Origin of the sequence: Halomonas urumqiensis (assembly GCF_003028575.1) — a bacterium.
Lineage (GTDB): Bacteria > Pseudomonadota > Gammaproteobacteria > Pseudomonadales > Halomonadaceae > Halomonas > Halomonas urumqiensis.
In genome coordinates, this window is record NZ_PYUD01000008.1 from 42,118 (window position 1) to 65,318 (window position 23,201).

General features: G+C 62.3%; 20 protein-coding genes. 11 read left to right on the forward strand and 9 right to left on the reverse strand.

Annotated elements, in window-relative coordinates:
- The first annotated feature begins 34 nt into the window (after nucleotides 1-34).
- The 7 genes from phrB to C6V82_RS15895 all read left to right on the forward strand — a co-directional run bounded on the left by phrB (nucleotide 35) and on the right by C6V82_RS15895 (nucleotide 6,946).
- Nucleotides 35-1,447 carry a deoxyribodipyrimidine photo-lyase gene (phrB, locus tag C6V82_RS15865; RefSeq protein ID WP_102588163.1) on the forward strand — a complete coding sequence of 471 codons (1,413 nt, stop codon included), beginning with the start codon at nucleotides 35-37 and terminating at the stop codon, nucleotides 1,445-1,447.
- Nucleotides 1,448-1,548: 101 nt separating this feature from the next.
- A complete protein-coding gene (locus tag C6V82_RS15870) occupies nucleotides 1,549-1,986 on the forward strand; it encodes a nuclear transport factor 2 family protein (protein ID WP_102588162.1) in 438 nt (145 codons plus the stop codon).
- A gap of 115 nt (nucleotides 1,987-2,101) precedes the next feature.
- Entirely contained in the window at nucleotides 2,102-2,911 is an 810-nt protein-coding gene (locus tag C6V82_RS15875) for an SDR family NAD(P)-dependent oxidoreductase (RefSeq protein WP_102588161.1), read from the forward strand.
- Nucleotides 2,908-4,257 carry an NAD(P)/FAD-dependent oxidoreductase gene (locus C6V82_RS15880; RefSeq protein ID WP_102588160.1) on the forward strand — a complete coding sequence of 450 codons (1,350 nt, stop codon included), beginning with the start codon at nucleotides 2,908-2,910 and terminating at the stop codon, nucleotides 4,255-4,257. Before C6V82_RS15875 ends, C6V82_RS15880 begins: the two co-directional genes overlap by 4 nt.
- Entirely contained in the window at nucleotides 4,254-5,138 is an 885-nt protein-coding gene (locus C6V82_RS15885) for a DUF1365 domain-containing protein (protein ID WP_102588159.1), read from the forward strand. Before C6V82_RS15880 ends, C6V82_RS15885 begins: the two co-directional genes overlap by 4 nt.
- The gene (locus C6V82_RS15890; RefSeq protein WP_229843233.1) at nucleotides 5,135-6,406 is read left to right on the forward strand and encodes an SAM-dependent methyltransferase; all 1,272 of its coding nucleotides are present in this window, start codon (nucleotides 5,135-5,137) and stop codon (nucleotides 6,404-6,406) included. The genes C6V82_RS15885 and C6V82_RS15890 overlap by 4 nt, the downstream gene beginning before the upstream one ends.
- A 3-nt stretch (nucleotides 6,407-6,409) precedes the next feature.
- Nucleotides 6,410-6,946 carry a DUF2878 domain-containing protein gene (locus C6V82_RS15895; protein ID WP_102588158.1) on the forward strand — a complete coding sequence of 179 codons (537 nt, stop codon included), beginning with the start codon at nucleotides 6,410-6,412 and terminating at the stop codon, nucleotides 6,944-6,946.
- Here C6V82_RS15895 and C6V82_RS15900 read toward each other — a convergent pair.
- The gene (locus tag C6V82_RS15900; RefSeq protein WP_102588157.1) at nucleotides 6,893-8,764 is read right to left on the reverse strand and encodes a putative bifunctional diguanylate cyclase/phosphodiesterase; all 1,872 of its coding nucleotides are present in this window, start codon (nucleotides 8,762-8,764) and stop codon (nucleotides 6,893-6,895) included. The genes C6V82_RS15895 and C6V82_RS15900 overlap by 54 nt on opposite strands.
- Before the next feature lie 254 nt (nucleotides 8,765-9,018).
- On the opposite strand from C6V82_RS15900, the gene fabA reads away from it, so the two are divergent.
- On the forward strand, nucleotides 9,019-9,534 hold the full coding sequence (gene fabA / locus C6V82_RS15905; protein WP_102588156.1) for a 3-hydroxyacyl-[acyl-carrier-protein] dehydratase FabA: 516 nt from the start codon (nucleotides 9,019-9,021) through the stop codon (nucleotides 9,532-9,534).
- A gap of 13 nt (nucleotides 9,535-9,547) precedes the next feature.
- Complete coding sequence (gene fabB / locus C6V82_RS15910; protein ID WP_102588155.1) at nucleotides 9,548-10,765, forward strand: beta-ketoacyl-ACP synthase I; 1,218 nt, start codon at nucleotides 9,548-9,550, stop codon at nucleotides 10,763-10,765.
- 91 nt (nucleotides 10,766-10,856) lie between these two features.
- On the opposite strand, the gene C6V82_RS15915 is transcribed toward fabB, so the two are convergent.
- Nucleotides 10,857-11,618 carry a lysophospholipid acyltransferase family protein gene (locus C6V82_RS15915; protein ID WP_102588154.1) on the reverse strand — a complete coding sequence of 254 codons (762 nt, stop codon included), beginning with the start codon at nucleotides 11,616-11,618 and terminating at the stop codon, nucleotides 10,857-10,859.
- Nucleotides 11,615-12,499 (reverse strand): sugar nucleotide-binding protein, encoded by an 885-nt coding sequence (locus C6V82_RS15920; protein WP_102588153.1) that lies wholly within the window; start codon nucleotides 12,497-12,499, stop codon nucleotides 11,615-11,617. The genes C6V82_RS15915 and C6V82_RS15920 overlap by 4 nt, the downstream gene beginning before the upstream one ends.
- A gap of 728 nt (nucleotides 12,500-13,227) precedes the next feature.
- Here C6V82_RS15920 and C6V82_RS15930 point away from each other — a divergent pair.
- Both C6V82_RS15930 and C6V82_RS15935 read left to right on the forward strand, forming a co-directional pair.
- Nucleotides 13,228-14,244, forward strand: a complete 1,017-nt coding sequence (locus C6V82_RS15930; RefSeq protein WP_102588151.1) for an OmpP1/FadL family transporter — start codon at nucleotides 13,228-13,230, stop codon at nucleotides 14,242-14,244.
- A 182-nt stretch (nucleotides 14,245-14,426) separates the two neighbouring features.
- Nucleotides 14,427-15,014 carry a TetR/AcrR family transcriptional regulator gene (locus tag C6V82_RS15935; protein WP_180978275.1) on the forward strand — a complete coding sequence of 196 codons (588 nt, stop codon included), beginning with the start codon at nucleotides 14,427-14,429 and terminating at the stop codon, nucleotides 15,012-15,014.
- Between the two features lie 75 nt (nucleotides 15,015-15,089).
- Here the strand turns inward: C6V82_RS15935 and C6V82_RS15940 are convergent, their stop codons facing one another.
- The 6 genes from C6V82_RS15940 to C6V82_RS15965 form a co-directional block, all read right to left on the reverse strand.
- The gene (locus tag C6V82_RS15940; RefSeq protein ID WP_180978274.1) at nucleotides 15,090-15,605 is read right to left on the reverse strand and encodes a DUF4334 domain-containing protein; all 516 of its coding nucleotides are present in this window, start codon (nucleotides 15,603-15,605) and stop codon (nucleotides 15,090-15,092) included.
- 69 nt (nucleotides 15,606-15,674) lie between these two features.
- Nucleotides 15,675-17,084, reverse strand: a complete 1,410-nt coding sequence (locus C6V82_RS15945; RefSeq protein WP_102588148.1) for a coniferyl aldehyde dehydrogenase — start codon at nucleotides 17,082-17,084, stop codon at nucleotides 15,675-15,677.
- A gap of 14 nt (nucleotides 17,085-17,098) precedes the next feature.
- Complete coding sequence (locus C6V82_RS15950) at nucleotides 17,099-18,025, reverse strand: alpha/beta hydrolase (protein ID WP_180978273.1); 927 nt, start codon at nucleotides 18,023-18,025, stop codon at nucleotides 17,099-17,101.
- 20 nt (nucleotides 18,026-18,045) lie between these two features.
- Nucleotides 18,046-19,602 (reverse strand): class I adenylate-forming enzyme family protein, encoded by a 1,557-nt coding sequence (locus C6V82_RS15955; RefSeq protein WP_102588146.1) that lies wholly within the window; start codon nucleotides 19,600-19,602, stop codon nucleotides 18,046-18,048.
- Nucleotides 19,599-21,278, reverse strand: coding sequence for a GMC family oxidoreductase (locus tag C6V82_RS15960; RefSeq protein WP_102588145.1), 1,680 nt, complete (start codon nucleotides 21,276-21,278; stop codon nucleotides 19,599-19,601). Before C6V82_RS15960 ends, C6V82_RS15955 begins: the two co-directional genes overlap by 4 nt.
- Nucleotides 21,268-22,758, reverse strand: a complete 1,491-nt coding sequence (locus C6V82_RS15965) for a flavin-containing monooxygenase (RefSeq protein WP_102588144.1) — start codon at nucleotides 22,756-22,758, stop codon at nucleotides 21,268-21,270. Before C6V82_RS15965 ends, C6V82_RS15960 begins: the two co-directional genes overlap by 11 nt.
- Between the last annotated feature and the right edge of the window lie 443 nt (nucleotides 22,759-23,201).

Consider the following 23,201-nt stretch of genomic DNA (forward strand, 5'->3'; position numbering starts at 1 on the left):
AGATGGGCCGCCATAGAATGGAAAGGGAGTTCGCATGACAGTCACGCTGGTGTGGTTTCGCAGCGACCTGAGGGTTCACGACAACAGCGCGCTCGCCGCCGCGGCACGCCAGGGGCCGGTGGTGGCCGTCTACCTGCGCTGCCTCGCTGACTGGCAACGCCACGGACATGGCGCCAACCAGCTCGATTTTCGCGCGCGCGGCGTAGAAGCCCTGGGCGATGACCTGGCGGGCCTGAACATTCCCCTGCTGCATCGCGATATCGGACACTTCAATGAAGCCGCCGAGGTGCTTCTCGACATCGCCCGGCACGTGGGAGCGCACGCCCTGCACTTCAATCATGAATACCCGGTGGACGAAGTGGTCCGGGACCGTGGCGTGGCAGCGGCCTTCACCGCCGCCGGCCTCACCGCCACAGGACACCATGATGCAGTGACTTTCGCCCCGGGGGAGCTTTTGACCGGCAAGGGCGACTACTATGGCGTGTTCACACCGTTCTCCCGCGCCTGGCATCGCCAGCTTGGCGACGAGAGAATCGCCCTGCGCGATACGCCCGCACCGCAACAACCACTGGATATCGCCTCTGACCCGCTGCCGACACTGCCGGCGCTGGCAGACACCCCGGTGGATGAACGGCTATGGCCCGCCGGTGAAACCGCCGCGGCCGATCGGCTGGAGCGATTCCTGCGCTTTCGCGGCCACCATTACAAGCGTCAGCGCGACATTCCGGCGATTCGCGGCACCAGCGAACTGTCGCCTTACCTGGCGCTCGGCATGATCTCCCATCGGCAGTGCCTGCAGGCGGTGCTTACCGAAAACGACGGCCAGTTGGCCGAGGGTGATGCGGGGCTCGTTGCCTGGGTCAACGAGCTGGTGTGGCGGGAGTTTTATCGCCATGTCGCCTATGGCTTTCCACGGGTGTGCCGGCACCGGGCCTTCCAGGCGCATACCGAGGCACTCGCCTGGCGTGACGACGAGGCCGCCTTCGCCGCCTGGTGCGAGGGCCGCACCGGCTATCCCATCGTCGATGCCGCGATGCGCCAGCTTGTCGAGACGGGCTGGATGCACAATCGCCTGCGCATGATCACCGCCATGTTCCTCAGCAAGCACCTGCTGATCGACTGGCGTCGGGGTGAAGCGTTTTTCCTGCGCCACTTGGTGGATGGGGAATTCTGCGCCAACAACGGCGGCTGGCAATGGGCCGCTTCCACCGGCACAGACGCGGCGCCGTATTTCCGTATCTTCAACCCCACGACCCAGTCCGAACGTTTCGACCCCGACGGCACCTTCCTCGCCGAATGGCTGCCAGCACTCGCCGAACTACCGGCCAAGGCACGCCACGCCCCGCCAACAGACTTGCTGGGTGGGGTCGACTACCCGATGCCCATCGTCGACCACAAGGCCGCCCGCGCTCGCGCGCTGGAGGCCTTCAAAGCGCTTTCTCGATAACCGGCTCGATAACCGGCTCGATAATCAGCTCATTCATCGGCTCGACGACCGGCTTGCCTGACGTAGCGCAAGGGGGTCGTCCACCACCCAAGGAGCTCGACATGGCCCAGGATCAAGACCTGGAAGCGTTCTGTGCCTTCTTCAATAAACTCGACAAGACCTGTACAAGAAGTCTTGACCAGTTCTATACTGACGACGTCGTGTTTATCGACCCACTGCACCGCATAGAAGGAATCTCTGCGCTAGAGCAGTACTTTTTCATCTTGTACGAGAATGTGACAGCATGCCGCTTCCAGTTTCATGAGCGGGTGCGTGATGGCGACAAGGCATTCGTCACCTGGACCATGACGCTGGTTCACCCCCGACTGGCCCGAGGCCAGGAGGTGGCGGTAGAAGGCTGCTCGCAACTGACGTTCGCCAGTGATGGAAGCGGGCGAGTGGCACGGCATCGCGACTACTTCGACGTTGGTGCCATGCTTTACGAGCACTTGCCGCTGATCGGCGCAGTGGTGAGGCGCATCAAGCGACGGCTGGGCTGATGTAACACGAATATCGCGCCAGCTGCATCCAGTCTCGCCTGTTTGCCGTATATCACTGTCAGCAAGACGTGTCGCGAATTCGCCTTTCGAGTCACCCAGGCCCCAGGAGGCAACCTTGAGCGCAGCCAACTCACCCAAGCAACGCATCTGGCTCACCGGCGCCACATCGGGGATCGGGCGCGCCCTCGCGCTTCGGTTGCTGGACCAGGGGCATCAGGTTGCGCTCAGCGCGCGCAGCGAAGAGGCGCTCGAGACGCTGGCGGCTGGGCGTGACAACGCGTTGATCCTGCCACTCGATGTGGCGGACCGTGAGGCCGTGCGATGCTGTGGAGACACCCTGGCGGAACGCTTCGGCTCGCTGGATCTGGCGATTCTGAATGCCGGCACCTGCGAATACCTGGATGCAGGCCATTTCGACGTGGATCTCGTCGAACGTGTCTTCGCGCCCAACTTCTTCGGTACCCTCTACTGCGTGGATGCGGCGCTGCCGTTGCTGCGCCAGGCACGCGGCGAGGGTCGCAAACCGCTGCTTGCCGCGACATCCAGCGCCTCCGCCTACCTGGCCTTCCCGCGTGCGGAGGCCTATGGCGCCTCCAAGGCGGCGCTCAGTTACTTCCTGGAATCGCTGCGCCTCGACCTCCATGGCGAGGGTATCGCGATCAGCCTGATCCACCCCGGATTCGTCAAGACTCCGCTGACCGACCGCAACGACTTCGCCATGCCCATGCGGGTAACGGCCGAGCAGGCCGCCGATGCCATTCTCTCAGGACTCGCCAAGCGTCGCCTGGACATCCACTTCCCGCGCCGATTTACCCTGTTGGTCAAGCTTGCCGGCATTCTCCCTCCCGGCCTGCGTCTCCGCCTTGGGCTGCGCATGACCCGCGACACCGGCGCGCCCGACCATGCTTCGGAGAGCTCGTCATGACCGCTGCCCTGCACACCGCGGAACGGCAACCGAGAATCGCCGTGATCGGCAGCGGCATTGCCGGCATGGCCGCCGCCTGGTACCTCTCGAGCCGTTACCAGGTGACGCTGTTCGAGGCTGCCGAGCGGCTCGGCGGCCATACCGCCACCATCGACGTGCAGCTCTACGGGCATCGCTACGCTATCGACACCGGGTTCATCGTCTTCAACGACTGGACCTACCCGCACTTCATGCGCTTGCTGTCACGTCTGGGCGTGGCGACCCAGCCCACCGAAATGAGCTTCTCGGTGCACGAGACTCACCGCGACTTCGAATACAACGGGCACACCCTGGCCAGCCTCTTCGCCCAGCGCAGCAACCTTCTCAGCCCGACGTTCTACCGCTTGCTGGCCGATATCATGCGCTTCAACCGCCAGGCCACGGCGGCGCTCGACAATGGCTCGCTCGAGCCGTCCATGACCCTTGGTGAGTGGCTGGACGCCAACGGCTTCGGCGCCGACTTCCAGCGCCGCTACCTGCTGCCCATGGGAGCGGCGATCTGGTCGGCCAGCATCAAGGATCTGCGCGACTTCCCGCTGCTGTTCTTCGTGCGCTTCTTTCGCAACCATGGCCTGCTGTCGGTCAACCACCGCCCGCAATGGCACACCCTGATGGGCGGTTCACGCCGTTATATCCCGGCCCTGACCGCCCCCTTCGCCAGCCGCATTCGCCTGGCGACGCCAGTGCGCGGCATCCGACGTCATGACGATGGCGTCGAGTTGCGCACGGATGGCGGTGTCGAGCGGTTCGACCAGGTGGTGCTGGCCTGCCATGCCGATCAGGCACTGGCCATGCTCGACGACCCGAGCGATGCCGAACGCGAGATACTCGGCGCCATGCCCTATCAGGACAATGACGTGGTGCTGCATACCGATACGCGCCTGCTGCCGCGTCGCAAGCGCGCCTGGGCAAGCTGGAACTACCGGCTGGATGGCCGCGACGAGCAAGCACGGGTCTCGGTGACCTACGACATGAACATCCTGCAACGTCTCGAGGCGCCTCATACCTTCTGTGTGACGCTCAACGACAGTGAGGCGATCGACCCCGCCAAGATACTGGGACGTTTCACCTACGCCCATCCGCAATTCACCCTTGCCGGCCAGGCGGCCCAGGCCCGCCACGCCGAGATTTCCGGCGTGCCACAGCGCACCCACTACTGCGGGGCCTATTGGCGCAGCGGGTTTCATGAGGATGGCGTCTGGAGCGCCTTGCGTGTCGCGATGACGCTTGGCTGCGACGACCAGGGTCCGCCTGACCACCACACGCCCCTCCACGACAGCGCACTCGCCGAGGAGAATCTGGCATGAGCGCACGCACGCCCATCACGGCTCCCCGTTCGCGCATCTATCGGGGCACGCTACGTCACCGTCGCATGCTGCCGAAGCGTCACGAGTTCACCTACTCGGTATGGATGGCCTGGCTCGATCTCGATGAGCTTCCCGAGCTCTTCAATGGAGTGCCGGGATTCAGTGCTTGCCGCCCAGCCCTGGCGCGTTTTCGTCGCCAGGACTACCTGACCCCGCACGACCAACCGCTGGACCAGGTGGTGCGCGCCGAGGTCGAGCGCCAGCTTGGCTTCTCACCCCGGGGCAGAATCTGCTTGCTCACGCAGTTGCGCACCCTCGGCGTCGGCTTCAACCCCGTGTCGCTCTACTACTGCTACGACCCAAATGATGCGTTGTGTGCGGTGCTCGGCGAGGTGAGCAACACCCCCTGGGGCGAGCGCCATCTTTACGCATGCGCGGTCGACCCCAGCCGGCACAAGCATACGGCCGAGTTCGACAAGGCCATGCATGTCTCGCCTTTCAACCCCATGGACATGACCTACCGCTGGCACTTCAATACGCCGGATGTCCAGCTGTTGATGCACATGGAGAACTGGAAGGATGGCGAGCGCCACTTCGATGCCAGCCTGACACTGGAGGCTCGCCCGGCCACCCGCGCCAGGCTGCTCGGCACCCTGGCACGCCAGCCCTGGATGAGCCTGAAGACCCTGGCGGGCATCCACTTCGAGGCGCTGCGCCTGTGGGCCAGGCGCGTGCCGATCCATGACCACCCCGGGCCTGACAGTCAATCTCGTGAACCTGTGCCCCATGAACCTGTGCACCGTGAATTCCTGCCCCGTGAACCTGTGCCCCATGCCCCCCTGCCCCGTGAACCTGGGGCCCGTGAGGAGAGTTCGTCGTGAACACGCTTCGCTCAGCTACTACATCCCGACCGCTGCCAGACGATGCCGATCGCCTGACCCGCTGGCTGCGACCTCGCCTGATGGCCCAGCTCGACAAGTTGAGCGGCGGCAGCATCACACTGATCGAGGGGCATGCCCGTCATCGGCTTGGCAAGCCAGGCGAACAGCATGTCACCGTCGTGGTTCGCAACAGCCGCGCCTGGAAGCGGGTCGCACTGGGTGGCACCGTGGGCGCCGCCGAAGCGTATATGGATGGCGACTGGGATGCCGATGACCTGGTCGCGCTGATCCGCCTGTTCGCGATCAACCTGGAACGGGTCAACGGTGAGATGGAAAACGGTACCGCACGGCTGGGCCGCTGGCTGCTGAGTGGACTATACCGCCTGCAACGCAACAGCCTGCGCGGCTCGAAGCGCAACATATCGGCACACTACGACATCGGCAACGACCTGTTCGCCACCTTCCTCGACCGGCGCCACTGGATGTACTCGAGTGCGGTCTTCCCCTCTCCCGAGGCGAGCCTCGAGGAGGCCTCGAGCCACAAGCTCGACCTGATGCTCGAACGTCTCGACGTGCGACCGGAACACCATCTGCTGGAGATCGGTACCGGCTGGGGCGGGCTTGCCATCCATGCCGCTCTGACTCGCGGCTGCAAGGTCACCACCACGACGATCTCCGACGAGCAGTATGCCCACACTGCCCGGCGCATCGAGGAGGAGGGGCTCGAGGACCGCATCACCCTGCTCAAGCAGGACTATCGCGAATTGACCGGGCGCTACGACCGGCTGATCTCGGTGGAGATGATCGAGGCCGTGGGCCACCAGTACCTGGATACCTACCTGACGACCCTGGACCGCCTGCTCACCGATGACGGGCTGGCAATGCTGCAGGCAATCACCATCCGCGACCAGCGCTTCGAGGGGGCCAAACGCGAGATGGACTTCATCAAGCGCTACATCTTCCCCGGCGGATTCCTGCCTTCACACCACGCCATCCTCAAGGGACTGACCCGCCACACCTCACTGAACGTGCTGGCCCTCGACGAGATCGGCCAGCACTACGCACGTACCCTGCGCGAGTGGCGTCACCGCTTCGAGGCAAGTCTCGAGACAGTACAGGGGTTGGGGTACGACGAACGCTTCATCCGCATGTGGCGCTATTATCTGTGCTACTGCGAGGGGGGATTTCTCGAGCGCAGCATCGGTACCTGCCACCTGCTGCTGGCAAAACCCGGCGCACGACCGACACCGCTCAGCGGGGCGCTGTAACGGATGAACACGGCCTGGCGCAAACCCGGCGCCTTTCAGGCGCTGCTCAACGTGGCGGCCTTTCAGGTCGGCTGGTTCGCGTGCGTGCTTGGTGGGTCGCTGATTGGCGCGGTCGTGGCAGCGGTGATCCTGACGCTGCACCTTCGCTGGCTGGCTCGTCCCCATGAGTGGCGCTGGATTGCCGGCTTCGCCGCCCTGGGGTTGATCGTGGATGGCAGCCTTGCCCTGGCGGGAGGTTTTGATTTCGGTGCACAGCCACTCGTCCTCGGGGTGCTGCCACTTTGGCTGTGGTTGCTCTGGCCACTCTTCGCCACCCTGCTGCACCATTCACTGGATTGGCTGTGGCGCCGCCCGTGGCTTGCCATGCTGGGCGGCGCCACCAGCGGCCCCTCCTCCTACTTCGCAGGCGCCCATCTGGCTGACGTGACGCTGGCTCCCTGGCTGCTGCCGGTACAAGCGATAGTGTGGGCGCTACTATGCCTGGCGTTATGCCGTTGCCTCGGCGGCGAGACGCCCGGCCCCACCGACACCAGACACTAGGGCCTCTTCCTGCCAGGACCTTTCCAGACGCTCGGCGGATTCCGGCCGGGCGTAGAGAAACCCTTGAACCAGCGTGCAGCCCGCGGCGATCAAAAAATCGCGCTGGGCCTCGGTCTCGACGCCTTCGGCGATCACTTCAAGGCCCAATCCATCGGCCATCGACAACACCGCGTTGACGATGGCCGCATCCGCCAGGTCATCCGGCAACGCCTTGATAAAGGCGCGATCCAGCTTGAGCTTGTCCAGCGGCAGTTTCTTCAGGTAGCCAAGCGACGAGTAACCGGTCCCGAAATCATCGATGGCCACCGGATGACCCAACTGGCGCAAGGCCTCCAGGCGCGGTGAGATATCCCCCGCCCTTTCATCCAGCAGCACCGATTCGGTGATCTCGAGGCCTAGCTGGCTTGCCGGCACCTGGTGACGCGCAAGCCCGGCGGCAAGCGCCGATTCCAGTTCCCCCTGAAACATCTGCAATGCCGAGACGTTGATCCACACCGGTACGTCCGGCATGCCGAGCTGCCGCCAGCGCCCCTGCTGGGCGAGCGCCTCGTCGATCACCCAGTTGCCAAGCGATGCCATCAAGCCATGACGCTCGGCGATGGGAATGAAGTCCGCCGGCGAGATCATGCCATCGCGCGGATGATGCCAGCGCAACAGCGCCTCACGACCCACCAGGGCCCCATCCACCAGGCGATGCTGTCCCTGGTAGTGCAGTTCGAGTTGGGTACCGGTGGCCAGCGCGTTGCGCAATTCGTTGACAAGACCGAGCTGCGGGCTGTCCTGTACATCGAGCGCGGGGCGAAAGCGCTGGCTATGATTGCGCCCGTGGCGCTTGGCGGAGTACAGCGCCGATTCCAGTCGCTGAAACAGCACACTCGCTTCGCGGCCATCCTCCAGCGCCCGGCAACTACCAATGGTCAGGCCCAGGCGCAAGGAATTGCCGGGCAGCTCGAACGGCTCCCCCAGATGCGAACGCAGCCCGGCGACCCAGGTGTCATGATCTTCGAAAGTGGTGGTACGGATTACCATGAACAGGTCACCACCCAGGCGGCCCACCACGCCACCGGCGACATGCTGTGCCAGGCGCTGGCCGAAGCGCCCCAGCAGGCGGTCGCCCATTTCCACGCCGAGCCCGTCATTGATCGCCTTGAAGCCGTCGATGTCGATCATTGCCAGGTCCAGGCTTTCGCCGGCCCGTAAATGTCTGAGCCGCGATTCCAGCAGGTCTTGCAGCCGGCGGCGATTGGGCAGCCCGGTCAGTGGGTCCTCGAAGCCGATCCGCCGGAGATCGCGCTCGCGTGCCTTGTGCATCGAGATATCGGTGAACAGGCAGACATGGTGGCTGACCTTGCCGGTTGCATCCGCCACCGCACGCACCCGCAGCCACTCCGGGTATTCATCGCCGTGCTTGCGTCGGTTCCATATCTCGCCCTCCCAGCGACCCGTCGACTTCAAGGCCTGCCAGTATCTGTCGAAGAATGCCTTGTCATGACGCGGTGCCGCCAACGTGGTGGCATTGCGCCCACGCACTTCCTCGGCGGAATAGCCGGTGATGCGGGTGAAAGCGGGGTTGACCGCCTGGATGCGGTTGGCGGCATCGGTGATGATCACGCCATCCTCGGAAAGCGCCAGTGCGTCCTGACCGAGCCGTGCGCGCTGGTGCTCCTGGCGCACTTGGCGCCAGGCATCATACAGGCCCAGCACCATCAACAAGGTGGCCGCCAGACGCAGCCACGCAAACGGCAGCCACACAGCGGCCGACAGACCGGCAAAACCAATCCACAACAGGGGGCGATTCAGTGAGAAGGCTGGCCACATGGCATTGGATCCGACGATGGCGGGCGGAAAAATGACGTAACGAAGACCGCAACGCCCACGCAATCCTACATCGGCAATGTAAGCGATAACTGTAACCTTTCATCGCAACGCGTCATCAACGCCCAATCGCGGTTTGCGAACAGTAGAGAGGGGCAACGTGCAATCATGGTTCGCGAACAGTAGACTAGGCAGAGTCGTCCGCTGGCTATTTGCCGCGCAGGGCGAACAACAACTTCGACTCTCGGAATGACCCAGTGACCAAGCAACACTCTTTTGATCGCGATGAACTTCTGACGTGCTCCCGCGGCGAGCTGTTCGGCCCTGGCAATGCGCAGTTGCCGGCCCCCAACATGCTGATGCTCGATCGTATCACCCGTATCTATGAAGATGGCGGCGAGCATGGCAAGGGCGAGCTCATCGCCGAACTGGACATCCACCCTGACTTGTGGTTCTTCGATTGCCACTTCCCGGGGGACCCGGTGATGCCTGGCTGCCTGGGCCTCGACGCCATGTGGCAACTGGTCGGCTTCTACCTGGGCTGGCTCGGTCACCCTGGTCGTGGACGCGCCCTGGGCTGCGGTGAGGTAAAGTTCACCGGGCAGATTCTGCCCACGGCCTCCAAGGTCACCTACCGGATCAACATCAAGCGCATCATTACCCGACGTTTGATCCTGGGCATGGCCGACGGCACCGTGTCCGTCGACGGCCGCGATATCTATCAGGCCACCGACCTGCGTGTCGGCCTGTTCACCTCTACCGCGAACTTCTGATCAGGAGGCTCCCATGCGACGAGTGGTAGTCACCGGCTTGGGCATCGTATCTTGCCTTGGCAACGACCGACAGCAGGTTCTCGAGGCGCTGAAAGCCGGGCGCTCAGGGATCCAGTTCAAGGCAGACTATGCCGAGCATGGCTTCCGAAGCCATGTCGCCGGTGTGGTCGATATCGACCTCGATGCGCTGATAGACCGCAAGCTGCGGCGCTTCATGGGTGATGCCGCCGCCTATGCCTATGTATCCATGGCGCAGGCCATCGAAGATTCCGGCCTGACGCCGGAGATGGTGTCCAACGAACGCACCGGCCTGATCGCCGGCTCAGGTGGCGCGTCCAGCGCCAACCAGGTGGAAGCCGCCGATGTCATGCGCGAGAAGGGGCTACGGCGTGTCGGCCCCTACCGAGTCACCCGCACCATGGGCAGCACGGTATCCGCTTGTCTTGCCACCCCATTCAAGATAAAGGGTGTCAACTACTCGATCTCCTCGGCCTGCGCCACGTCGGCCCACTGCATCGGCAGTGCCATGGAGCAGATCCAGATGGGCAAGCAGGATGTGGTATTCGCCGGCGGCGGCGAGGAAGAACACTGGACGCTGTCCTGCCTGTTCGACGCCATGGGCGCCCTCTCGACCCAGTACAACGAGTCGCCAGACAAGGCCTCACGCCCCTATGACCAGGCGCGCGACGGCTTCGTCATCGCGGGTGGCGGCGGCATGCTGGTACTCGAGGAGCTGGAGCATGCCAAGGCACGCGGCGCGAAAATCTACGCCGAGGTCGTCGGCTACGGCGCCACCTCCGACGGCTACGACATGGTCGCCCCCTCGGGCGAAGGCGCGGTGCGTTGCATGCGTCAGGCCATGTCCGGCGTGGCGGGCTCGATCGACTACATCAACACCCACGGCACTTCCACGCCGGTCGGCGATGTGGCTGAGCTCAAGGCCATCCGCGAGGTGTTCGGCGACACCACGCCGGCGATGAGTTCCACCAAGTCTCTGACCGGGCACTCGCTGGGTGCCACCGGCGTGCAGGAGGCCATTTATTCATTGCTGATGATGGAGAATGACTTCATCGCCGCCTCCGCCAATGTCGAGACTCTCGATGAACAGGCCGATGGTTTCGATATCGTCACCTCCCTGCGTGAAGGCGTGAAGGTCGAACGGGTGCTCTCCAACAGTTTCGGCTTCGGCGGCACCAACGCCTGCCTGGTACTGGAGAAGTTCTCTGGCTGACCGCTCAGGGCCGTCGAGCTCGATGCCAGATCGCAAGAGGCGCCCCACGGGGCGCCTCTTGCGTATCCAGAACGAGCCTGACCCAAGCCCCTCAGCCAAGCGTACTCTCGGCGATGGGTTCAACGGCGCTTGCCGGGCGAGGCACCTCGGATATCTCGACCAGCCTTGCCTCGATCCATGCTTCGACCTCTTCCATCACCGCCTCGGGCGTACGCCCCTCGGTCTCGATGGGCTCTCCCACCACCAGCGACAGGCGTCCCGGGTTCTTGACCCAATGGCGCCCGGGCCAGCGCTCGCCGGCATTGTGCGCCACCGGCACCACTGGCACGCCAGCGCGACAGGCAATCACCGCACCACTCTTGTTATAGCGACGGCGACTGCCTGGCGCCACACGCGTACCCTCGGGAAAGATCAACACCGACAAGCCCGCCTCCAGGCGCGCCTTGCCCTGGGTCAACACCTGCTTCATGGCCCGCGCAGGCCGCGAGCGATCGAGTGCAATGGGGTGCAACAGGCGTAACCCCCAGCCAAACAGAGGAATGCGCAGCAGTTCCTGCTTGAGCACCGTGCACACAGGCGGCTTGAGCAATTGCAGATAGACGGTTTCCCACTCGCACTGGTGATTGGAGAGGATGGCGCAGGGTCCGGCGGGTAGATGCTCACGGCCACGTATATCGTAGCGAACCCCGCAGGTGACACCGAACCAGGCGATGATGAAGTGGTTGTAGAGGTTGAGCAGCCGGTAACGGTTGCTCAGTGGCAACAACGGCGCCACCGGCAGGAACAATACCCCACACACCAGTACGGCCAGGAAATAGCCAATGTAAAACAGCACGCTACGGATGGCATTCATCGCTGTTTGGCGACCTCCTCATCAGGCTGATTGGCTTGGCACCAGGCATCGAGCATCAGGCCGAGCTCCAGCCGCCAGGGCTTCTGGTGCACGCCGAAGACATCCAGCACCCGCCGACAGTTGAGTACACGACGCAGGGGTTGGTCGTGATGGTGACGAAGCGCCTTGACGCCCCCCAGCTCGACTTTCTCGCCGCGCCCCTCCAGCCGCGTCGCCAGTTGGGTTCGCACCATCGAGACGAAGGTATAGACACTGACCGGCTCGGTCCCCGCCAGATGATAACTGCCCCAGGCATCGGCACCGCAATGCTGTTGTTGCAGCATGCCAAGCATCGCCATGGCCACGGCATCTGCCGAGGTCGGGCAGCAGGTGACATCGGCTTCGCCCCGCAGCTCTCCACCGGTGACGAGCGTATCGAGCAGTTCGTTCAACCAGGCGTTACTCCCCTCCAGCGCGAACAACGGACCCAGCCGCACGATCAGGTGGTGAGGGTGCTCGGCGCGAATGCGATCTCCGGTGGCAATCAATCGCCGCAGGCTTTCGTCACGAGGCCGGGGAATCACGTGCTCATCGATGGGCTCCGCGAAGCCATCCTCGTAGAGCTGATCGGAGACACACCACACCAGAGGCACTCCCGCCGCCTGGCAGGCTTCCATACAGGATTCAACAGCCCGGGCATGCTCGGTCACTTCCGCCGGCGCGGCACTGATCGGGCGGGCCAGGGGCGGAATCACCAGGGCCTGGGGGGCCACTTCCTCGAGCATGCCGGGCTCAAGTTCAAGGCCCTCGACGATCACAAGCTCAGTGTCAGAGCGTCTGTTTGCCTCGCGCGCCAACGCCAGGCTCAGGCAGTGGCCGGCATCCAATATCAGCAATTTCACGGTTAAAACGGGATCTCGTCGTCGCGGTCGTTGGTCATGGTCGCTGCGCAACCTCTATTGAGCACCAGCCCCGGCTGGCTCCCATCAAGCGCCTGGATTTGCAAGCGCCTGGATTTGCGACACCTCGTCAACACACAGCTCGGCAACCCGGTCCGGCGGGCCGGGATGGGGTTGACGAGCTTGCGCGAGGTGTTGCGGTTGCTGCTCGGAGCTTGACGTTCGGCAGGGCCAAGGTAGGGGCAAATGTTATCACGGCTCATGGGCCCAATGTGGCACACCCGCTCAGCAATGGGAATCTTGCGTCCGAATCGACCCCGCCGTCCCAGACACCCAGATCAACTCCGTGCACCCGCAGCGTTCCTGGTGGACGAAATGGCGACCTGTGACATCCAGCTCAAGGCCGTGGCCACCTCCCCAAGCGGTCCTGGCGCATCTTGAAAGACACCAAGAAATCGACGTGTTGGTGACCGAGGAGGCAGCGGGCACATCAGATTAAGTAGTATTGACACAAAATGATCACAGGTGTTTAAAATTGACCACGATGTCCATGATAAAGGAGATCGTACGCGGCATGCCCGCATTGCCCAAGAGTACGTTCAAACAGCCAGCGCTCAATAAAAGAACGTCGAATAACAAAACGTCCCCGTTTTTCAGTGGGGACTAGAAAGACTCACCAACCCTAAGGGGGAAACATGACAAGAATAATGACACTTGGAGGAGTTGCCTGCTTGGCACTCACCACCGCCAGCAGCGCATCGGCCGGAGGCCTCGATCTAAGTGGACAGCCGATGCTGCCTCTGTTCGAGAAGGGTACCTACGCCGAACTCTCCGTCGTCAGCATCACCCCGGATGTGTCCGGGACCGACGTATCGGGCCAGTCGACCGGCAAGATCAGCGAAGGATTCTTCACCTACAAAGGAGCGCTGAAAACCGATGCGACGGAACGACTGTCGCTGGCTCTCCTTTGGGATCAACCCTTCCATGGGCAAAGTTATTATGGCGCCGGCTTGTTCAGCGGATTGGATGCCAACCTCGACTCACAAGCGCTGACCTTGGCTGCCCGTTACAAGTTCAACGATCGCTACAGCATCCATGGCGGGCCGCGATTTCAGCGCATGAAAGCTGACGCGGCCTTCCCACTCTTCGGTTACTCACTGGACACCAGCACAGAGACCGACCTGGGATATGTGGTGGGCGCTGCCTACGAGATCCCGGAGTATCATGCGTTGGTGGCGTTGACCTATCATTCCAGCATCACCCACTCGCTGGAGGCCACAGAGAGCGGCATCAAGTCAGGGCCGTTCGATATCGAGTGGCCCGAGTCCTACACCCTCGATTTCCGGGCACCGGTCAGCCAGTCGACACTCGTGTTCGGTAGCGTTCGCCATACCAAATGGGATGGATATGACATCAGCCCCCCGATATTCTCCGCGGACGGGGCGTCGATCCTGGCGCTCGAGGACGATACCACCACCTACAAATTGGGGGTGGCGCAGAAGTTCAACGACAACTGGAGCGGCCTTGTGCGCTTCACCTATGAGGCCGCCAGTGATGACGACCAGGTGATATTCAGCCCCACCAATGGCGCGCGCGGCATCGGGCTGGGCGCCAGTTATCAGCACAACAAGCTGCGCATCACCGCCATGGCGGAGTACTTCGATCTCAAGGGGACCACAGGCGCGGTCGGGGAATTTGAAGGTGGCAACGCCATAGCGGTTGGCATGCAGATCGGCTATCACTTCTAACCTCTTGCCACCAAGGGTTACGGAGTGTCACACGCCATTCCGGTGGCAAGTGTCGCTCCGTGACCTTTCCCAAATCCGAGCAGCTCGGATCATTCTGGACAAGGCGGTAGACTTTGGACGATTTTGAGCATAATTTACAGGATATGTTCAATGTAATCCGAGTCTGATAAATGATGAACAGAGTGCAACTACGACTTCACAATGCCGCCCTCAAACTCTTCGCGGAAACCGGCAGCCAGCATCTCAATGTGAGTGAGCTTGCCAAGGAAGCCGGCGTTGTTCGCGGTACGGTCTACAACAACCTTACCGACCCTGAGCACCTTTTCGATCAGGTCGCCATACGTGTGGTCGAGGAGATGAATGAGCGGATCCACAAGCGCCTCGACGGCATTGAAGATCCAGCGGAACAGTTCGGCATCACGCTACGCGCCCCTTTGCAACGCATCATGGACGAGCCGGTGTGGGGGCGCTTCCTGGTACAGTTCGCCATTTCCAATGCCGAGTTGAACAGCTTCTGGCGCGGCGTTCCCACCACGGCGATGCTGCGCGGTATCGAGCAGGGCCGGTTCGAACTGGAACCCGCCGAGGTGGAGGCGTTTTTGACGCAGGCGGCTGGAGCGACATTCGCCTTGATGATCCTCGTCCTCAACGGCAAGAAGACCTGGCGAGACGCCGGCGAAGAATTGGTGTTCTGGCAATTGCGCGCCCTGGGGCTGCCAACCGAAGAAGCCCGCGGCATCGCGAGAAAGGAGCTGCCCAGCCATCGGTGATGGTACTGGGCAGTGGGTGTCACGCGGCGCCACGATCTGGTGCCCCATCCGCTATTTGGCAGATGCTGCCAAACGTCAGACCTCGCGGTGCAGCTTGAAGAAGTAGGGCTGCTCCATCCCCCGAAAGTCCATCCAGCCCATCATGGTGTCGTCATCGAGCTTTGCAAAAATGTCGTGAATCGGTTTCGCATCATACAGCATCGCCGCATGAGGCCGCCCACGAAACTCGATCGTGCGAAGCCGTGCCTTGGGCTTTGATGTACGCATCAACGGATAGATGATCGGGAAAAGCACGGGGGTAATCCAATCGCGAAGCGGCAACACTTCCACCAGCGTCATTGGAATCATTGCCGGGTTGACAGCAACCCGCCCCCAGATCGGCAGCGTGTGAATCAAGGGATATACCGCCTCGTGACTTTGGAAGTCTTTGCCGTGCCAATAGGAGGCTTCCAGCAGCCCGTCCCTGGGGTGGTCCGTGTCGATCCCCTCCCCCCGCCAACGTCCGATCATCTGATCAGCCCGTGCCGGTGGCAGGCTGTCGAAAAGCTCGATCGCCTGCGCGGTGGTCATCCTGTCATTGTTCTTTCGCATCCGCTGTTCCTCTGTGTCGCCCATATGCCGCCGGGGTTACGCGATGCCGTATCGCACCCGATACACGCCTCAGATAATCTTTCGCAGTAGCTTGCCGGCTATCCGCTTGTAGGGACGCATCGGCGGATTGAAAATGAAGCTGGTGTTCAGCTTGGGCTGATACAACACGGACTTCAGATGGCTGAAGGTGTCGAAGCCCGTCTTGCCGTGATAGGCCCCCATGCCGGACTCTCCCACACCGCCGAAGGGCATGGTATCCACCGCGACGTGCATCATGGTCTCATTCACGCAGGCCCCGCCGGACAGGCTCTGGGTCACCCACGCGTCGCGTTCGGCCTTGTTGTCGGTGAAAATATACAGCGCCAAAGGCGATGGCCGCGTGGCAACGAAGCGCATGGCCTCTTCCTGCGAGTCATAGGGAATGATCGGCAGGATCGGGCCGAAAATCTCTTCATGCATGGCCCGGATGTCCAGCGGTGGGTCGATCAGCAGCGCCGGTGCCTCCTTGCGGGTCGTCGCCCGCCGGGTGTCGCCCACGCGTATCACGTTGACGCCCCGGGCCTCGGCTTCCTCGATCATGCTCTGAAGGCGATGCTGATGACGCTCCGAGATGATCGCGGTGTAATCATCGGATTCGGCCACATCCGGGAAGAACTCATTGATCACCGCAACGAGCTGAATGGCGAAGCTGTCCATCTGGGCGCGCGGCACGAGAGCGTAATCGGGGGCCACGCAGACCTGCCCGGCATTGACGGTCTTGCCGAAGGCGATACGCTTGGCCGCATAGGCCAGATCGGCGTGTTGGCCGATGATGGCCGGCGATTTGCCACCGAGCTCGAGTGTCACCGGGGTCAGGTTACGCGCCGCCGTCTCGGCGACCTTGCGCCCCACCTGGGTCGAGCCCGTGAACAACAGATGACCAAACGGTAGCTCGGAGAACGCCGCCGCCACGTCAGGGCCGCCGAGCACCACATCGACTTCGTTTGGGTCGAACAGCTCATTGATCATCTGCTTCAGCACATCGGAGGTGTGCGGCGTCAGTTCGGAAGGCTTCAACATCACACGGTTGCCTGCGGCGATCGCCGCGGCCATCGGGCCCGTCGCCAGGTAGACGGGGAAGTTCCACGGCGAAATAACGCCCACCACGCCTTTGGGTTGAGGAATGACACGCCCCCGACCCGGCAGCAGATGCTTGGGCGTGGCGTATCGGCGCGGGCGCATCCAGTGGCGAAGATGGCGTCTGTTCATGCGAACATCGCCAATCGGCACGGTCACATCGAATGCGGCCGCCTCGCTGCTGCTGCGATGGCTGAAATCCGCTTGCATGGCTTCCATGAGCGGGTCGGAGAACCGATGCAGCGCCAGCTCCAGTCGCTTCAGACGATCACTTCGCGTCGCATGATCCGGGTTCGGTTCGGACAGATGCGCCTGTTGCATCGCACGAAACCGCTCCTGCATACAGTGGATGGTGTCTTGCATGGGGTTGGCTCCGGTCACGCATGACGCGCATTGAAATGGGATCTCACGAAGGCGGCGATACGGTCGATTGCCGCGTCGGCCTCGGGTGTCCGGCCCAGCAGTGTGGGCCAGATGTGCGGCACGTCGGGCTGCTCGAACAGTTCCGCGGCTGCCCCCGCTTCACGCAGACGAGCGACCATGCGGTGGCTGTCGTCACGCAGCACTTCTCCCGCCGCCACCAGAATGAAGCTGGGCGGCGCGCCTTCGAATTCCCCCCTCAGCGGTGACACACGCGGGTCCGTCGGATCGGTACCGGCCAGGTACATCTTTCCGGCCCGCTTGATCCAGGACATCGGTAACATCAACTCGGACTTGCGATTGGTGGTGAAGGACTCACCACTGAGCTCCATATCCACGAAGGGGCTGATGGCGACCACGCAGCGCGGCTTCGGAAGCCCCTCGGCCAGGATGTGCAGGAGCGATGAATAGACCAGCCCTGCGCCCGCACTGTCCCCGGCCAACACGATCTGGCCGCCGTCATAGCCTTTGGCCAATAGGGCGCGATAGGCGGTCAACGCATCGTCGAGCGCGGCCGGGAACGGGTGCTCGGGCGCCAGGCGATACTCTGGCAGCAGCGCGCGCAGACCGCACACGCCCGCCAACCGCGCCGCCAGGTGCTTGTGGGTCGCAGCACCGCCGACGGTAAAGGCGCCGCCATGCAAATAGAGGATCACCCCATCGAACCGCGGCGTTCCCTGATCGCACCACAAGGCCGGTACCGAGGCCTCTTCCGCCCACAGATTCGTCGGCGTGAAGCGCATGTCGGAATAGGTCTTGTAGGCGAAACGCGCGTAGAGTCCCGACGCCCGACGGAGCAGTGGTTGACTGCGCACGCATGCGACCAAGGGCTTTTCCAGATACCGCGTCCTGGCATTCATCACTCGCTGAGCAAGGGATACCATGCTGCCTCCTTTCGGCGAACTCATTTCGGTTCGGCTTCAAGCATTTTCAGATACCGCGCACGCAGTTCATGCTTGAGCACCTTGTTCATTGGTGACAACGGCAATTCCTCGACGACAGAGATCGAGCGCGGACACTTGTATCCGGCAATCCTCTCCTTCGCGTGCGCCTGGATGTCTTCCAGCGATAGCGCCTTGCCGACTGCCGGCACGATGACGGCGTGCACCGCCTCGCCCCATTTATCGTCCGGCACGCCGATAACCGCGACCTGGGCGACATCCGGATGGGTGGACACCACGCTTTCCACCTCGACGGAGTAGACGTTTTCACCACCGGTAATGATCATGTCCTTGATGCGGTCTTTGAGGTAAAGCACGCCCATCTCATCCACGTAGCCCAAATCCCCTGAGCGCAACCCGCCATTGCGGATCGCCTGCGCCGTGGCTTGCGGATTGTTTTGATAGCGTGACATCACGCCGGGGCTATAGATGACGATTTCGCCGATCTCGCCCCGGGGCACCTCGCGTCCAGCCTCATCCTCTATCTGGATACGTACCGACGGCGCGCCGGGCTGGCCCGCGGCGTCGGTTCGGGCCAGGTCACCGACATGAAACTGAGGGTCGAGGAAGGCGCAGATCCCCGCCTCTGTCATCCCATAGCCCTGGGTCAGCCCGACCCAGGGGAGCTTCGTCTGCAGTTGCGCCATCACGCCCTTGGCCATCGGCGAGGCGCCGTAGAGAATACGCTTTACCCCGGCGAAATCCTCCGGGTCGAAAGCCTCGTCCGCCATCAGCATCTGTATCATGGTGGGAGCGAAGCCCAGCTCTTCCACCCCGAACCGTTTGACCGCCTCGATGATCAGGTCGGGTTGGAACCTCGGAACGAGCACGTAGGTCGACCGCTGCGGCAGACGTGCAAACGCTGGAATGACGCCAGCGATGTGGAAAAACGGAAACGCGCACAGACAGGACTTTCCGGCGGTTGGGAACGCGGCCTGCACGCTGATCTCGACTGCGGCCATCAGCGTGGCATGGGTGTGAATCACGCCCTTGGACTTGCCGGTCGTGCCACCGGTATAGAGGATCAGCACGTCCTTGTCCGGGTCGCGGTCCAGCGCCAGCGCCAGCGGCTCGCCACTGACTTCTGCCAGCGGCCTGACCCCCTCGGGTGCCTCGCCAGGCCCCATGAGGATCACCTCCTCGACGACGTCGGTCTTGGCGCGTATGGCCTCGGCCAAGGCCAGGAACGGTGCCTCGACCGCCAACACTTCGCAGCCTGCATCCTCGATCGCGTAGACCAGCTCGTCCGGCGACCAGCGCAGGTTCAGCGGTACGGCAACCAACCCGGCCAGACCGCTGGCACACAGGGTCTGAAAGGTCTCGATCGAATTGAGTCCCAGAATCGCGACGCCCGCGCCCTGGCGTACCTCCAGCGACCGCAAGCCGGCTGCCGTGCGACGCGTGGCCCGCGAGAACTCGGGGGCGGACACGCTTCGTCCACTGAGATCGAGAAAGGCCGGGCGACCGGAGTCGGCGCGTTCGGCGAAATCAAAAAGCTGGTCAAGCGTGCTTGGCTTCATGGTGTATTCCCCATGTTGGACGCCTCGGCCCTCCCCCGGCCGCTGGCTGTGCTCGTTGGTAAAATCCCCGCATCCTCGAAGATCATGTCAGCGGCTTTCTCGGCAATCATGATGGTGGCCGCATTGGTGTTGCTGCTGATCAGTCTGGGCATGATCGACGCATCGACCACGCGCAACCCCTGCACCCCATTCACGCGCAAGCGGGGGTCCACAACGGCGTCCGCATCGCGACCCATTCGGCAAGTGCCGACCGGGTGATAGACCGTATCGGCCTTGTTTCGGATGACGTCCAGCAGCTCGGCATCGCTTCTGACGTGGCCGGTGGTGAAGTTCCTGGTGATCCGGTTCGAGATTGGAGGCGTCTCCATGATCGCCATCACCTTTTTCACGCTTTTCAGCAGCTGTGCGGCATCGCGTTCATCGAAAAGGAATCGTGGGTCGATCAGTGGGGCGGCCAATGGGTCGGCGGACGCCAGCCGTAGCGTGCCGCGGCTGCGGGGACGCAACATGCAAACATGGCAGGAAATGCCATAGCCCGGTCTGATCTGGCGACCATGGTCCTCGATCCGCGCGATGGCGAAGTGCAACTGCGTATCGGGCCAAGCGTCCCCATCCTCACCGACGGAGAAAAACGCCCCGCCTTCGGCAAAGTTGGTGGTGAGCATGCCCAGTCCATCCCGCCTCCATTGCGACATGGCCTTGACCAGCCGCAGGCCACCCGCAATGCCGACGCCGAACACATCGGTGGTATTGACCCGGTAGGAAAGCACCATGTCGATATGGTCCTGCAGATTTTGCCCCACTCCTGGCGCATGATGTGCCACCTCGATTCCATGCTCGGCCAGGTGCTCGAATGGGCCGATCCCGGAGAGCATCAGAAGTTGCGGTGACTGCAAAGCGCCGGCGGAAATGATCACTTCCTTGCGCGCGAGTACCGTCCCTTCCACCCTTCCGCGCTGGTAGAGCACGCCTGTCGCGCGCTTGCCCTCGACCAGGACTTTTCGGGCGTGGACGCCGGTGATGACCGTCAGGTTCGGCCGGTCCATGACCGGATGCAGATAGGCCGCCGCGGCTGAGCAACGCTGGCCGCGCTTGGAATTGTGGAACTGAGTGACCTGGTAGACGCCGATCCCATCTTGGCATGCGCCATTGAAGTCATCGGTACGGCGCAGCTTGTTGGCCTCTCCGGCACGGATCCAGTCTTCGGTGATCTGGCGCGGTGAGACGGGATCGGTCACATGCAGCGGTCCGTCGCCGCCATGGTAGGCATCCGCCCCGCGTACATTGTTTTCCGAACGCCGAAAATAGGGCAGCACCTCATCATAGGACCAGCCATCACAGCCCATTTCAGCCCAGCCATCATAGTCACGACGATTGCCGCGGGTGTAGACCATCGCGTTAATCGCCGACGACCCACCCAACCCCTTACCACTCGGTTGATAGCCTCGACGCCCGTTCAGTCCAGGCTGGGGGACGGTTTCGAATGCCCGATTGTTGGCGCTGAACGGGTTGCTCGCCAGCTGTGCAACGACCCCGGTAGGCACCCTGACCAAGAGACCCTTGCCATCGCCCCCGGCTTCCAGAAGGCAGACGCTGACGTTGGGGTTCTGCGAGAGGCGCGCGGCCAGGGTGCTCCCTGCCGAGCCTCCGCCAACGATGACGTAGTCAAACTGCATGGGCCACCTCAGAGGCTTCAAGCCGGCGCATCGTCAGTTCATGGGTGTTCACGGATGCCATGGATTTGACGAAATCATGCCATGGATAGGGAAACACGGCGGGAACGCCATCGGCATCCAGGTACCAGCTATCGCAACCGGCCACCCAGACAGAGCCTTCCAGACCGTCCTTGATGTAGTGGGTGAATGACTGGACAGCCTCAGGCGTCGGCTCGATCTCATCGGCGCGCTTGTCGCGCCAGAGATCGATCAGCTTCAGCACATACTCGACCTGCTCCTCGGCGATACCGATGACGGAGTTATTGCCGATCGGTGACCCCGGGCCCAGCATCAGGAAGTAATTGGGGAAATGCTCCATCAGGATGGCTCGGCTGGTGCGAAAACGCCCTGCACCCCAGCTGTCCTCGATGGTATGCCCGTTGCGACCGACCACCTCCATCGGGCGCATGAAGTTGAAATTATGAAACCCGGTGGAGAACACCAGCACGTCAAGCTCATGCAGCTTGCCATCAGTGGTGCGAACACCTTTGGGTTCGATCCGCGAAATGCCTTCCGTCAGCAGGTGGGCGTTGGGCTTCTGGATCGCTGAATAGAAGGTGGTATTCACCACCAGTCGCTTGCATCCGACGCCGTAATCCGGCGTCAGCTTGCGCCGCAACGTCTTGTCCCGCACAGCGAAGCGCAGGTGGGCTTTCACCAGAGCCTTCATTAGCGCGCCCTGCACGGGCGCTCCGACGGTGGCCTTGATGATGAATTGTTCGATAAAGGTTTTGTAGCACTGTTTCCAGAACTTCATGCGCTCGGGCTTTTTCTGCCAGCGTTTGCGCAGCCATTCCGGGAATTTCACGTTTGGAAACGGAAATACCCACTGTGGAGTGCGCTGGAACACGCTGACATCGTGCCCCGCCTTCACCAGTTCGGGCACCACCTGGTGGGAGGTTGAGCCGGTACCGATCACACCAATCCGCTTGCCGGACAGATCCACATCGTGGTTCCAGCGTGCGGTATGCCAGCTTGCGCCTGCGAACTCGTCCCGCCCTTCGATCTCAGGATATTTCGGGTGGTGCAGCAGTCCAGTCGCGGCGATCACGAAGTCAACAACGAATACGGCACCCTTATCCGTCTTGACTGTCCATTTCCCCAGGTCGTCGTACACACAGGAGGTCACGATCTCATTGAAGCGGACGGCTTCGGTCACACCGTATTTGTGGCCCACATACTCCATATAGTCCTGCAGTTCCTCGCCCACCGCGCATTGATGCTTCCAGGGAATGGGTTCGAAAGAAAAGCAGTAATGGTGCGATGGAATATCACAGGCAACACCGGGGTAAGTGTTGTCGCGCCATGTACCACCGACACGATCTGCCTTTTCGATGATCGTGATGTCGGTAATGCCGGACTCTCGCAGCCGGATTGCCGACAGTATCCCCGTTGCTCCGGCCCCGATAATGAGTACCGAAGGATTTCTCTTGTTCTTCATATAAGCGATCCTCCCGACGCTCGGCCTTCGTGGCACCACCCCTGCTGACAGGGCCTCTATGCGGCCACCAATGACCTCCGTCCTGATATTTCGGGCAGAGCGACCAGTGTCTGGACTCGCGCCACCTACTAGCTAAACCGCACCAAGGGCATCACTGAGTCAGCGATGGCCGTATCTGTATTCCGCTGCCGCTCCACACTCCGGGGCATGCAACACACCCCATTCAAGGCCGACCTCGTTACTGCTGTGATCGAAACGCTTGCGCCCGGATCAGCCCAGCAGTCGCTGGCCCCGTTAAAGAGACCGGCGGGCTGCTTCATCGATCCGCCATTGGTCGTATATGAACATCGCTGTCTATTAACAGACTATACCGTCTCCTATAGGTCGTCAACGGTTTTGGTGTCTTATTTGCCTCAACAGCATCGGAAGTACTCCAAGGCCCC